Here is a 12,949-nt window from a genome sequence, read left to right on the forward strand (position 1 = left end):
CCTCTCCCCGTGAAGAACGGGGCGAGGGAGCGCAGTCCCGACGCGGCGCGATCGAGCCTCTACAGCATCACCCGCCGCCCCTCATCCGCCGCCCAATAGCCGGCGTAATTCACCTTCGTCGTCTCATACGCCAGCGCAAGGCCGGCGAGCGGCGCGCGGCCGGTTGCGACGCACTCCATGAAATCCTGGATCTCCTGCAAGTAGCCGCGGGTCCATTCCTCCTCGAGGCAGACATATTGCCAGCCGGTTTTGCGATCGACCTTCTCGGTGATGTAGACGGAGGCAAGCTTCTCCTCTGACGTCTGGTAGCTCACGAGATGCGTGTTCGGCGTGATGTTGGCGAACAGCGAGCCGCCCGAGGTGTAGGTCTCGATCAGATTGCGCACGCCGCCCATGATCATGTCGCCGGAGAACACCGTGGCCTTGGTGCCGTCGGAGAAGGTCGCGGTCAGCGTGCCCCAATCCTCGACATCGACCGGATTGGCCTTGATGTAGCCGCGCTCCTCGGGCCTGAGACCGGCGGTGACATTGCCGACGTCGCAGGTGACGCTGGCAACGTGTATCGCCTCGCCGCGCGCGCGTGCCTCAACCTGCTTGAGATAGAGCACGGCCGACAACGGATGGCAGCCCATCCGGATCAGCGAGCCGCCGCCGGTCATCGCCCACTCTGCGGCGTGCGCGGCATGCGAGCCGGAATGGCTCTCCTCGCCCTTCATGAACAGGATCTTGTCGCGCGTCGCGCGGATGATCTCGGCGGTCTTGGTCACCGCCGGTGCGTAGATCCAGTCCTCGGCATACATGAAGAGCTTTCCGCTGCGCTCGATCGCGGCGCGGGTCGCTTCCATCTCCTCCATCACGCGCTGGTACATCAGCGCCTTCGGGACATGCTTGCCGATCGGCGCCTTGTCACCGTCGCGCCCGAAATAGCCGCTGAACGGCTTCTCGCAGATCACGTGCTTGCCGGCCTGCATCGCCTCGACGATCATCGCGGCGTGAAGGTTGGGCGGCGTGCAGATGTCGATGACGTCGATATCAGCATCGGCGATCAGCTCGGCGAAGCTGCGATAGGCGTTCGGGATTTCGTGCTTGCGCGCGAACTCGACCACGTGATCGCCGCGCGCCGCGACCGCCCCCACCTCGACATCGACGCCATAGACCCGCCGATAGGCGACCATGTGCAGCTCCGACACGAAGCCGCAGCCGGCCAGACCGATCCTGATTTTTGTCATTGATGTCTCCGCCCTTCAAGCGGGCGGAGAGTAGCGTGCAGCCATCACGGCGTCGAACGCATTTGCCATCGCCGCATGCGACGGCGCCAGTCCCGTGAACAGCTTGAATGCATCGGCCGAGGCGTTGATCGCGAGGTCCCGTCCGGTCAGGACGCTTGCGCCCTTGGCTTTTGCCGCTGTCAGCAGCGGCGTCCAGAGCGGCGTGTAGACCGCGTCGGCGACCCACATCGAGCGATGCAGCAGCGCATCCGGCACCGGCGTCTCACGGCTCGGCAGCATGCCGACCGGCGTTGCATTGACCAAGCCCACGGCGCCGTCCGCCGCGATCGCGACGCTGCTGGCGTGAACCGCGCGGCGATCCCGCAGCTGGGCCGCAAGCTGCGCGGCCTTGGCGGCATCGGCGTCGAAGACCCTGATCCCGGCAACGCCGAGGCCGGCGAGCGCAAAGGCGACCGCCTTGCCGACGCCGCCGGCACCGATCAGCGCGATCGGACCGCGCGGCGCTGACGCAAGCAGCGGTTCGATCGCACGCGCAAACCCCGTCGCATCGGTGTTGTGTCCGATCAGCCGGGCGCCACTGGCGACAATGGTGTTGACCGCGCCGATCGCGCGCGCATCCGGCGCGAGGTCATCGAGCAGATCGACGACCGCCTCCTTGTAGGGAAAAGTGACGTTGACGCCGGCAAAGCCGAGCCGCCTGACGCCCTCCAGCATCGCACGCAGATCGTCGCGCCCGGCGGCCTTCACTTCGATGAGCTGGTAGTGAGCGCGAACGCCGAGCACGGCGGCGGCCTGCTCGTGCATCGCGGGCGCCGCCGAATGCGCGATCGGATACCCGATCAGACCGGTCAGGAAACGATCGCGCATTGTCCCTCACGTTGGCAGTGCTCAGTTCATGCAGTCGAGCCGAGCATAGCTGTCTTCCATGCCGTGCTCCATGCCGGTCGCGAGCATCGCCGCGCGCGTCTCGGCATCCGGCAAGGTCATCCGCATCGTCATCACGGTGCCGCTGCCGTCGGGCGCAAACCGCGTCTCGACATGATTGTCCGGCGTCGCATCCGGCAGATGCATGCGCTCGACATGCACGATACGGCTGAACGGTTCGAGCGCGACATATTCGCCGGTCAGATGAAAGCCGCCGCCCTTGCCGTCGGTCCATTCGTAACGAATCTTGCCGCCGGGCCTGAGCTCGCTGACGCAGACCGGCATGGTCCAGCCTTCCGGGCCGAGCAGCCACTTCTGCAGCAGCTCCGGCTCGGTATGCGCGCGATACACCGCCTCGGGCGGCGCGACGAAGCGCCTGGTGACAACGATGGTGCGGTCGCCTTCGGTCTTCAGCGTCAACTTGCTCATGGGATACCCTTCACTTTTCAGGCTTCATGGCGGCCAGCACTCCGTCCAGCCGGTCGTAATTGGTTTCCAGCGCCCGCCGCAGCATGCCGAGCCATTGATCGATCTCGGCGACCGCCGTCGGCGCCAGCCGGCACGGCCGCTTGGTGCCTTCGACGCGCCGGACGATCAGGCCCGCGCCCTCGAGCACCTTGAGATGGCGGGAGATCGCGGGCTGTGTCATCTCGAACGGCTCGACCAGCTCCATCACAGTCGCCTCGCCCAGCGCGAGACGCGCGAGGATCGCCCGGCGGGTCGGGTCGGCGAGCGCGGAAAAGGCGGCATCGAGGCTGGCCATGCTTGATCTCATCTCAGTTATATAACTAACTTGCTATATAACTGATTATGCATAGTCAAGCGAAATCCGCTGCGGCGAGGGCGCGCAGCGGATTTGGGTCGTCCCTTCATGCTGGATTTGCGCGCCGCCGGGCGCGGTCAGCGGCTAGACGTCGAAGAACACCGTTTCGTTGTCGCCCTGCAGATGGACGTCGAACGTGTAGGTGTTGCCCGCGCCGGCCTTGCGCTTCGCAATCAGCGTGGCGCGGCGATCGGCCGGCACCAATGCGAGCACAGGATCGCCGGTGTTGCCGGCTTCGTCGTCGAAGTAGATCCGGGTGTAGAGATGCAGCAGCATGCCGCGCGCGAACACCGCGAGCAGAATGTGCGGCGCCTGCGGCTTGCCGTCGGCGTCCGGCACCACGCCTGGCTTGATGGTGTCGAAGGCATAGAAGCCGCTCTTGTCGGTGCCACAGCGGCCAAAACCCTTGAAGGAGGAGTTCGGCAGCGCGCGCGCATCCTGCGGGTCGGAGAAGCGGCCCTGGCTATCGGCCTGCCAGATCTCCAGCATGCAATCCGGGATCACGGCGCCGTCGCCATCATAGACGGTGCCCTCGACGCGAATCCGTTCGCCCGAGACGTCAGGCGTCAGCAGGTTGTTGGTGAAGGCGTCGTTCCATTCGTACTCGCCGTTCGGCGTCAGGCCGTACTTGAAGTAGGGGCCGACGGTCTGCGAGGGCGTGATTCCATCAGGACGCTGGTTCGACACTTACCTGGTCTCCATCGGCGTGGCGTTGCGCCCGCGCAGCACGATATCGAAGCGGTAGCACAGCGCCCATTCCGGTTGGGTGTTATCGAGATCGAACGACGAGATCATCCGCGCCCGCGCCTTCTCGTCCGTCACCGAGTTGAAGATCGGATCGAACGGGAACAGCGGATCGCCGGGGAAGTACATCTGCGTCACCAGCCGCGAGATGAAGGAATGCCCGAACACCGAGAAGTGGATATGCGCGGGGCGCCACGCATTGTGGTGATTGCCCCACGGATAGGCGCCGGGCTTGATGGTGATGAACTTGTAGTAACCGTCGGCATCGGATTGCGTGCGGCCGGCGCCGGTGAAATTGGGATCGAGCGGCGCCGGATGCTGGTCGACGACATGGATGTAGCGGCCGCAGGCATTGGCCTGCCACAGCTCGACCAGCGTGTTGGGCACACCACGGCCGTCCTCGTCGCGCACGTGACCATGCACGATGATGCGCTCGCCGAGCGGCTCGCCCTTGGCCTGGATGGTGAGATCGTTGTCGTGTGCGCGCACCGTCTCATGGCCATAGACCGGCCCGGTCAATTCGGAGAGCGTGTGCCGCATCGGGATCAGCGGCTTCTGCGGCGAGCGCTTCACGGTGGAGCGATAGTCCGGCGACAGCCGCGCCGGATGCGCCGCAAGCGATTGCAGCGGATAGAGTAAGGTCATGGCGAATTCCTCCGCGGCCCACGCGCCCCGCGAGCTCACATCAGATCATTATAATGCATAACCAAATTGGGGAAGGGCTGTTTTCAGCCCCTCCGAGCCATTGGATTAGTTCAGCTTTTCGATCGCGACCGCAACGCCCTGGCCGACCCCGACGCACATAGTTGCCAAGGCAAGCTTCCCGCCTCGCTTCTCCATGCCGTGCACGGCGGTCAGCACCAGCCGCGCGCCGCTCATGCCGAGTGGATGGCCGAGCGCGATCGCGCCGCCATGCGGATTGACGAAATCGGCATCTTCCTTGACGCCGAGCTGGCGCAGGCAGGCGATGCCCTGCGAAGCGAAGGCCTCGTTGAGCTCGATCAGATCGAAGTCCGACACCTTGATGCCGAGCCGCTCGACCAGCTTCCTGGTCGCCGGCACTGGGCCGATGCCCATGATGCGCGGCGGCACCGCGGCCGAGGCAAGGCCGAGGATTTTTGCGCGCGGGGTCAGGCCGTGCTTCTTCACCGCAGCCTCGGAGGCAAGGATCATCGCGGCGGCGCCGTCATTGACACCCGACGCGTTGCCCGCGGTCACCGTGCCCGGATTGCGCACGATCGGCTTCAGCTTGGCGAGAGCTTCGAGCGTGGTCTCCGGCCGCGGATGCTCGTCCTTGTCGACGGTGATCGGGCCGGCCTTGCCGCCGGGCACCTGGATCGGCACGATCTCCTCGGCGAAATAGCCCGACGCGATCGCCGCACCCGCGCGCTGCTGCGAGCGGATCGCCATCGCATCCTGATCGGCGCGCGAGACCTGGAATTCCTCGGCGACGTTCTCGCCGGTCTCCGGCATCGCATCGACGCCATACTGCGCCTTCATCAGCGGATTGATGAAGCGCCAGCCGATCGTGGTGTCGTAGATGTCGGACGAGCGCGAGAAAGCTTCCGCGGCCTTGCCCATTACGAACGGCGCGCGCGTCATCGATTCGACGCCGCCCGCGATCGCGAAATCGATCTCGCCGGCGCGGATGGCGCGGCCTGCGGCACCGACCGCGTCGAGGCCGGAGGCACAGAGCCGGTTCAGGGTCTGGCCGGGAACCGATTCCGGCATGCCGGCGAGCAACAGCGCCATGCGCGCGACGTTGCGGTTGTCCTCGCCGGCCTGGTTGGCGCAGCCGAAATAGACCTCGTCGACCTGATTCCAGTCCAGCGTCGGGTGCTTGGCCATCAGCGCCTTGATCGGGGCCGCCGCGAGATCGTCGGCGCGCACCTTAGCGAGCGAACCGCCGAAACGGCCGATCGGAGTCCGGACGGCATCGCAAATATAGACATCACGCATTGAATCTCTCCCTGAATGCCGCGACTTAGGCGCTGGATAGGCTGGAACTTGGGGTGAGTTTTAGGAGCGTGCCCGCGGCAGGTCAATTGACGGCACTGCGCGCCCTGCACGCATTACCGTGAGGGCTGACATAATTGGCACCGTGGACAGGGTGGAAAACCCCGACCTCGCGGATAGGACCGCGCTGCGAAATTTTGTAGCTTCCCGGCCCTCATGACCATTCAGCAGCCCATCCCCGTTCCGCCCGAGCCCGCTCCCGCCGCCGAGGCGCCGTCGCGCGTCACACCGATGATGGAACAGTATCTGGAGATCAAGGCGGCCCACCCCGGCCTGCTGCTGTTCTACCGGATGGGCGATTTCTACGAGCTGTTCTTCGAGGACGCCGAGATCGCCTCGAAGACGCTCGGCATCGTGCTGACCAAACGCGGGAAGCATCAGGGCATGGACATCCCGATGTGCGGCGTGCCGGTCGAGCGCTCCGAGGACTATCTGCATCGCCTGATCGGCGCCGGCCACCGCGTCGCGGTCTGCGAGCAGACCGAAAATCCCGCGGAGGCAAAGGCTCGCGGCAACAAGAGCGTGGTCCGCCGCGGCGTGGTGCGGCTGGTGACGCCGGGCACGCTGACCGAAGACACGCTGCTCGACGCCCGCACCAACAATTACCTGATCGCGATCGCGCGCGCCCGCGGCTCGGCCGGCGCGGATCGTCTCGGCCTTGCCTGGATCGACATCTCGACCTCCGAATTCATGGTGACGGAGTGCGCGACATCAGAGCTCGCGGCGACGCTGGCGCGCATCAATCCGAACGAGGCCATCGTCACTGACGCGCTGTACAGCGACAACGAACTTGCGCCGACCTTGCGCGAGCTGCCGTCGGTGACACCGCTGACCCGCGACGTGTTCGACAGCGCTACCGCCGAGCGGCGGCTGTGCGACTATTTCGCGGTCGCGACCATGGACGGCCTCTCCGCGATGTCGCGGCTGGAGGCGACCGCCGCGGCCGCGGCCGTCACCTATATCGACCGCACCCAGGTCGGCAGACGTCCACCGCTGTCGCCGCCGGCGCGCGAGGCTGCCGGCACCACGATGGCGATCGACCCGGCGACCCGCGCCAATCTCGAACTGACGCGGACGCTAGCCGGCGAACGCCGCGGCTCGCTGCTCGATGCGATCGACTGCACCGCGACAGCGGCGGGCTCGCGCCTCTTGGCGCAGCGCCTTGCCGCGCCGCTCACCGATGTTGCCGTGATCGCGCGGCGGCTCGACGCCGTCTCCGCCTTCGTTGCGGATTCCGCGGCGCGCGAGGACGTCAGAACGGTGCTGCGCGCGGCGCCCGACATGTCGCGCGCGCTGGCGCGGCTCTCGGTCGGCCGCGGCGGGCCGCGCGACCTTGCGAGCCTGCGCGACGGCATCCTAGCCGCCGATCAGGCGCTGGAGCTATTGGCGCAGCTTGCCAATCCGCCGGCCGAGGTGTCGACCGTGATGGCGGCGCTGCAGCGCCCGTCACGCGATCTGGCGCAGGAATTCTCCCGCGCACTCTCCGAGCAATTGCCGCTGATCAAGCGCGACGGCGGCTTCGTCCGCGAAGGCTATGAGGCCGCGCTCGATGAAAGCCGGAATTTGCGCGATGCCTCGCGCCTCGTCGTCGCCGCGATGCAGGCGCGCTACGCCGAGGACACCGGCATCAAGACGCTGAAGATCCGGCACAACAATGTGCTGGGCTATTTCGTCGAGGTCACCGCGCAGCATGGCGACAAGCTGTTCGCGCCGCCGCTCAATGCGACCTTCATCCATCGCCAGACGCTCGCCGGGCAGGTCCGCTTCACCACGGCAGAGCTCGGCGAGACCGAAGCGAAGATCGCCAATGCCGGCGAGCGTGCGCTCAATCTCGAGCTCGAGATCTTCGAGCGCCTCAGCGCGCTGGCGCTCGCCGCCAGCGACGATCTGCGCAACGCCGCGCATGCCTTTGCGATGCTCGACGTCGCGACTTCGCTGGCGAAGCTTGCGATCGACGACAATTACGTGCGGCCCGACGTCGACGGCTCGCTCGGCTTTGCGATCGAGGGCGGCCGCCATCCGGTGGTCGAGCAGGCGCTGAAGCGCGACGGCCAGCCGTTCATCGCCAATGCCTGCGATCTGTCGCCGGCGCCGGGACAGAAATCCGGGCAGCTCTGGCTGATCACCGGCCCGAACATGGCCGGCAAATCGACCTTCCTGCGCCAGAATGCGCTGATCGCGCTCTTGGCGCAGATCGGCTCTTACGTACCGGCGTCGCGCGCGCGGCTCGGCATCGTCGACCGGCTGTTCTCGCGCGTCGGTGCAGCTGATGACCTGGCGCGCGGGCGCTCGACCTTCATGGTCGAGATGGTCGAGACCGCCGTGATCCTGAACCAGGCGAGCGAACGGTCGCTGGTCATCCTCGACGAAATCGGCCGCGGAACAGCGACCTTCGACGGCCTGTCGATCGCTTGGGCCGCGATCGAGCACCTGCACGAAAGCAACCGCTGCCGCACGCTGTTCGCGACGCACTATCACGAGCTGACCGCGCTCTCGGCCAAGCTGCCGCGGATGTTCAACGCCACGGTGCGGGTGAAGGAGTGGCAGGGCGACGTCGTGTTCCTGCACGAGGTGCTGCCGGGCTCCGCCGACCGCTCCTACGGCATCCAGGTCGCAAAGCTCGCCGGCCTGCCGCCCGCCGTGATCACGCGCGCCAAATCGGTGCTGGCGCGAAGCCAGGCGCGCCAGAGCGCGCGTCAGCTCGCTGATAGTGCGTCCCGCGCGAAGCGAGACGTGCGAGCGAGCGGCTTGCGGTGAAGGCACTTCCCGACGAAATGTCGCCGCGCGAGCGCTGATGTACGTATCGCGGGCGAAACTGCCGAAGCGATCGACAGCGAAATCCGTCGAAGGTCGCTGATTAGAGCGCGCGGCCGATTTCGTCGAGCATGATGACCAGCGACCGTTCGCTCGCCTGGTTCAGGATCACGGCGGTCTCGACCATCTCGACCATGAAGGTCGAGCGCCCGCGCGCCAGGTCATCAGCTGCAGGCTCTTACGTACCGGCGTCGCGCGACGCGCGGACCGACCCAGGTCGACGCGGTGACGACCGTACCGACCAGGCTCGCGACCAGAGCGGCGCGCAGCGGAATATCGTACCAGCGCCGCGCGATCAGCGGCATTTTCGCGACGTGCCGATAAGGCCTGAGCAGCGGAATGCAGATCGCAAACGCAATCGCATTGAGGATCAGCCCGCCGGCGAGCGTCCACGCGAACTGACGGATGATGGTGCCGAGCACGAGCCACAACGCGATCGCGGAACCCGCACTGATCAACATGCTGAAACGCTGCGCCAGCACCGCGTAGGTGAGACCCATGAAGATCGTCGCGGCATTGACCGGCAGGCTCGACAGCGCGCCCTCGGCGATGAAGGCGGCGTCATGATCGAGCGCGAGGAAGGTGTAGGACGGCCCGGCAGAGATCGGCAGGGTGGCGATCAGCGCGCCGATCACCGGCCCCGACCGTTCCGTGATGACGGACGCACTGACCACGAAGGCGGCGGCAACCGCCATGCGCAGCACGAGGAGCAGGACGAAGTGGAGTTCGGGGGACATTCTGCGTCATCCCGGCGAAGGCCGGGATCCATAACCACGACTATTCGTGTGGAGCGAAGTCGTCGGGCAGCGGAGCTTGAATCGAGATGACACGGCGTATAGGTCCCGGCTCCCGTGCGCAATTGCGCACTAGGCCGGGACGACACCGGTGAAAGCGGCTACACCCGCTGCATCGTCACCGACACTTTCGGGCCGTTCTTGATGGTCTGATAGACCACGCAGTAGCGCTCGGTGAGCTTCAGCAGCAGATCGAGCTTGTCCTGCGGCGCGTCGGTGCCGACGTCGAAGCGGAGGCGGATCTCGCGGAAGCCGACCGGGGCCTCCTTGTCGACGCCGAGCGTGCCGCGGAAATCGAGATCGCCCTCGGCGAACACGTTGCCGACCTTCAGCGGCACCTCGACGGCGGTGGCGACCGATTTCAGCGTGACGCCGGCGCAGGCGACCAGCGCCTCCAGCAGCATGTCGCCGGAGCAGAGCTCGAGCCCGGAGCCGCCGGTGGCGGGGTGCAGCCCGGCGACCGCTAGCGCGCGCCCAGTTTCGACCTTGCAGGACAGGCTTTCGCTGTCGATCGTGCCCTTGGCTTTCAGCGTGATCACGGCGGCCTGGGGATCGGACTTGTAGCGCTCCTTGATCGGAGCCTGCATTGCGCGGAGTTCGGCGGAGTCCATGGTTCTGCTCCCGGCTGTTCTTCTTTATGCCGATGTAAGGCCTTAATGAGCGGATGTCACCACCACATCGCCTCGCCGGCGCTGGATTTGTCCGTGACGTCACGCACCGAACGGTCCAGCGAGCGGTCGAGCGCGGTCAGCACGCGGCGTTTGAAGGTGTCGAACAGCTCCGATTTGCGGTCGCGCGGTCGCGCCAGATTGATGGTGATCTCCTCGAATAGCCGGCCCGGCCGCGGCCGCATCACCAGCACGCGGTCGGCCAGCACCACGGCCTCGTCGACGTCGTGGGTGACCAGGATCAGGGTCGGCCGCGTGTCGGCCCAGAGATCAAGCAGATGGTCCTGCAAGTCGCGCCGCGTGAAGGCATCGAGCGCCGAAAACGGCTCGTCGAGCAGCAGCACTTCGGGCTGCGGCACCAAAGCGCGGGCGATCGCGACCCGCTGCGCCTGCCCGCCGGACAATTCGCGCGGCCAGGCTGCGGCCTTGTCGGCGAGGCCGACGCGGGCGAGCGCGGATGCGACCCGTTCGCGCCTGACCTCGGCCGGAAGATCGGCGAGGCCGAAGCCGATATTGTCGGCGACGCTGAGCCAGGGCAGCAGCCGCGGCTCCTGGAAGATGATGCCGATCTTGGCGTGCGGCGACGTGATCGCCGCATTGTCGAGCGTCACGCTGCCCGTGCTGGCGCGATCGAGGCCGGCGATGGCGCGCAGCAGCGTCGACTTGCCGCAACCGGAGCCGCCGATGATGGCGATGATCTCGCCGGGCAGAATTTCGGCCGAGAAGCGCTCCAGCGCGTGGACGCCGTTCGGATAGGTCTTGCCGACCTCTTTCAGCGCCAGCATTACTGCCCTCCCCGTGCACCGAACGCGTCCTGCCAGCGCAACAGCGGCGCCGCCGCGACCTCGATCAGCCAGTCGGTGAGCTTGCCGAGGATCGCGAAGATCACGATCGCAGCGAGGATCTGCGCCGGCTTGCCGAGTTGCTGGCCGTCGAGCAAGAGATAGCCGAGCCCTTCGGAGGCGCCGATCAGTTCGGCCGCGACCACGAACATCCAGCCGAGACCAAGACCGACCCGCAGCGCCACCACATAGGCCGGCAGCACGGCGGGCAGGAGAATGCGGCGGATCATGGCAGGTCCGGAGAGACGGAAGACGCGGCCGACTTCGACGATCTTGCGATCGACCGAGAGAATTGCGCCCATCACGCCGAGATAGACCGGAAAGAACACGCCGATCGCGATCAGCGCGACCTTCGAGGTCTCGAAGATGCCGAGCCAGAGCACGAACAGCGGCACCCAGGCGAGCGAGGGAATCGCGCGCAGGGCCTGCACCGTCGGATCGAGCAGCTGGCGCGCAAGGCTCCAGTAGCCGGAGATCGCACCGAACACGGTGCCGGCAATAACGCCGAGCGCAAAGCCCGCGCCGACCCGCCACAGCGTCGCCAGGATATGGCGCGACAGCTCGCCGCTTTTGGCGAGCGCCACGATGGTCTCGAACACCTTCGACGGCGGCGGCACGAGGCGGCCGTTGGAATAGCCGAGATGGACAACCAACTCCCAGCCTAGCGCGAGCGCGACCGGCAGCACGAGCCCGAGCACGGGGCGCGCATAACGCGACCACCGCGCCGACGCCGCACGCGGCGCGGCCGTCTGTTCCAGCGCGGGCAGGTCAACGGTCATGGCCATAGCAAGAACTATTCTTCCGGCGGGATTGCAAGGTGGGTGATCGCGCAACTCCATCCCCGCGTCGTCCCGGGCAAGCGAAGCGCGACCCGGGACCCATAACCACAGGGTCGAGTTGTTGAAGCGAGCTGTGGACCCAGCCAGCTCAAACAATTGCCATTCGTGGTTATGGATCCCGGCTTTCGCCGGGACGACGGAAGCTAGTTTGGCGACGGAGCTAATTTGTCGGCAGCGGGACCTGATCGTCGATCAGGCTGTCGAGCGCGGCCTTCACGTCGGTCTTGGCGTCGATCACGCCGGCCTGCTGCAGGGCGAGGCCCGCGGCCAAGATCGACTCGCGCTGGGGGCCACCGATCCGGCTGTGGGTCAGCTCGGTACGCTCCTTGAGCTGCTTGTCGACCACGGCATCCGGCAGCTTGGTGACGGCGATGAAGGTCTTCTTCAGCTCGTCATAATTCGCCAGCGAATATTTTCGCGCCTCCTCGTAAGCTCCGAGCACGCGGCGGACGATATCGGGGTGCGCTTTCAAAAACTCCTCGCGCACATTGAGGATGCCCCAGGTGTTGGCGTCGGCCTTGCGGTAGAACAGTTTTGCGCCGTCCTCGACCTCGGCCTGCGCCATCATCGGGTCGAGGCCGGCCCAGGCGTCGACGTCGCCGCGGATCAGCGCAGTCTTGCCGTCGGCGTGCTGCAGCAGCACCGGCGTGATGTCCTTTTCGGTCAGACCGGCGCCGAGCAGCGCGCGGACCAGGAAGATGTGCGGGTCGGTGCCACGCGTCACCGCGACGCGCTTGCCCTTGAGGTCGGCAACCGACGCGATCTTGGAATCCTTTGTCGTGACCAGCGCGGTCCATTCGGGGCGCGAATAGACATAGATCGACTTGATCGGGTTGCCGTTGATCCGGGCGACCAAAGCGGCCGAGCCCGCGGTCGAGCCGAGATCGATCGAGCCGGCATTGAGGAATTCGAGCGCCTTGTTGGAGCCGGCCGACTGAACCCAGACGATGCTGATGCCGTCCTTGGCGAACTCCTTCTCCAGCAGGCCCTTCTGCTTCAGGACCATCGACACCGGATTGTAGGTCGCCCAGTCGATCCGGATCTCCTTCAGCGCGTCGGCGGCGAACGCCGCGCCGGGCAAGAACGTCGAGACCGCGAGCAGCGCCGCAAACGCGCGCCGGGAAAAATTCTGCATTCGTCGCCCCCCTTGGGTTGATTAAGAAACACACTTTTAATTCAATGAGTTAGCCTTGCGGTCAACGAGAAAATCTCTACCCTTTGTTTGGCGGCGCGAGCACAGGCTTGCTCTGGGTGCC

The 12,949-nt window shown here is 66.2% G+C and carries 11 protein-coding genes and 3 pseudogenes; 1 reads left to right on the top strand and 13 read right to left on the bottom strand.

What is annotated here, in order from left to right; all coding sequences use genetic code 11:
- Positions 1–59 precede the first annotated feature (59 nt).
- From ACVIGB_RS29940 to pcaF, 7 genes are all read right to left on the bottom strand, one after another.
- Positions 60–1,229 carry a Gfo/Idh/MocA family protein gene (locus ACVIGB_RS29940; protein WP_456719952.1) on the bottom strand — a complete coding sequence of 390 codons (1,170 nt, stop codon included), beginning with the start codon at positions 1,227–1,229 and terminating at the stop codon, positions 60–62.
- 15 nt (positions 1,230–1,244) lie between these two features.
- A complete protein-coding gene (locus ACVIGB_RS29945; protein WP_456719951.1) occupies positions 1,245–2,096 on the bottom strand; it encodes a shikimate dehydrogenase in 852 nt (283 codons plus the stop codon).
- 21 nt (positions 2,097–2,117) lie between these two features.
- The gene (locus ACVIGB_RS29950) at positions 2,118–2,582 is read right to left on the bottom strand and encodes an SRPBCC domain-containing protein (protein ID WP_456719950.1); all 465 of its coding nucleotides are present in this window, start codon (positions 2,580–2,582) and stop codon (positions 2,118–2,120) included.
- A 10-nt stretch (positions 2,583–2,592) separates the two neighbouring features.
- Complete coding sequence (locus tag ACVIGB_RS29955; RefSeq protein WP_207834457.1) at positions 2,593–2,916, bottom strand: ArsR/SmtB family transcription factor; 324 nt, start codon at positions 2,914–2,916, stop codon at positions 2,593–2,595.
- Positions 2,917–3,060: 144 nt separating this feature from the next.
- Positions 3,061–3,663: a protocatechuate 3,4-dioxygenase subunit alpha gene (pcaG, locus tag ACVIGB_RS29960; RefSeq protein WP_456719949.1), complete on the bottom strand. Its 603-nt coding sequence runs from the start codon at positions 3,661–3,663 to the stop codon at positions 3,061–3,063.
- Positions 3,664–4,365, bottom strand: a complete 702-nt coding sequence (pcaH, locus tag ACVIGB_RS29965) for a protocatechuate 3,4-dioxygenase subunit beta (RefSeq protein ID WP_456719948.1) — start codon at positions 4,363–4,365, stop codon at positions 3,664–3,666.
- A gap of 105 nt (positions 4,366–4,470) precedes the next feature.
- Entirely contained in the window at positions 4,471–5,679 is a 1,209-nt protein-coding gene (pcaF, locus tag ACVIGB_RS29970) for a 3-oxoadipyl-CoA thiolase (RefSeq protein ID WP_456719947.1), read from the bottom strand.
- 213 nt (positions 5,680–5,892) lie between these two features.
- Between pcaF and mutS the strand changes: the two are divergent.
- Positions 5,893–8,593 (top strand): annotated as a pseudogene (gene mutS, locus ACVIGB_RS29975) (DNA mismatch repair protein MutS).
- Positions 8,594–8,602: 9 nt separating this feature from the next.
- On the opposite strand, the pseudogene ACVIGB_RS29980 reads toward mutS, so the two are convergent.
- The 6 genes and pseudogenes from ACVIGB_RS29980 to ACVIGB_RS30005 form a co-directional block, all read right to left on the bottom strand.
- Positions 8,603–8,722, bottom strand: a pseudogene (locus tag ACVIGB_RS29980) (MutS-related protein); the annotation flags it as partial.
- 22 nt (positions 8,723–8,744) lie between these two features.
- Positions 8,745–9,287, bottom strand: a pseudogene (locus ACVIGB_RS29985) (hypothetical protein); the annotation flags it as partial.
- Positions 9,288–9,445: 158 nt separating this feature from the next.
- A complete protein-coding gene (locus ACVIGB_RS29990) occupies positions 9,446–9,955 on the bottom strand; it encodes an OsmC family protein (RefSeq protein ID WP_092120317.1) in 510 nt (169 codons plus the stop codon).
- A gap of 56 nt (positions 9,956–10,011) precedes the next feature.
- A complete protein-coding gene (locus tag ACVIGB_RS29995; protein WP_456719944.1) occupies positions 10,012–10,797 on the bottom strand; it encodes an ABC transporter ATP-binding protein in 786 nt (261 codons plus the stop codon).
- On the bottom strand, positions 10,797–11,633 hold the full coding sequence (locus ACVIGB_RS30000) for an ABC transporter permease (RefSeq protein WP_456725045.1): 837 nt from the start codon (positions 11,631–11,633) through the stop codon (positions 10,797–10,799). The genes ACVIGB_RS29995 and ACVIGB_RS30000 overlap by 1 nt, the downstream gene beginning before the upstream one ends.
- A gap of 220 nt (positions 11,634–11,853) precedes the next feature.
- Complete coding sequence (locus ACVIGB_RS30005; protein ID WP_456719943.1) at positions 11,854–12,828, bottom strand: aliphatic sulfonate ABC transporter substrate-binding protein; 975 nt, start codon at positions 12,826–12,828, stop codon at positions 11,854–11,856.
- Between the last annotated feature and the right edge of the window lie 121 nt (positions 12,829–12,949).

It is taken from the genome of Bradyrhizobium sp. USDA 4341, assembly GCF_054063755.1.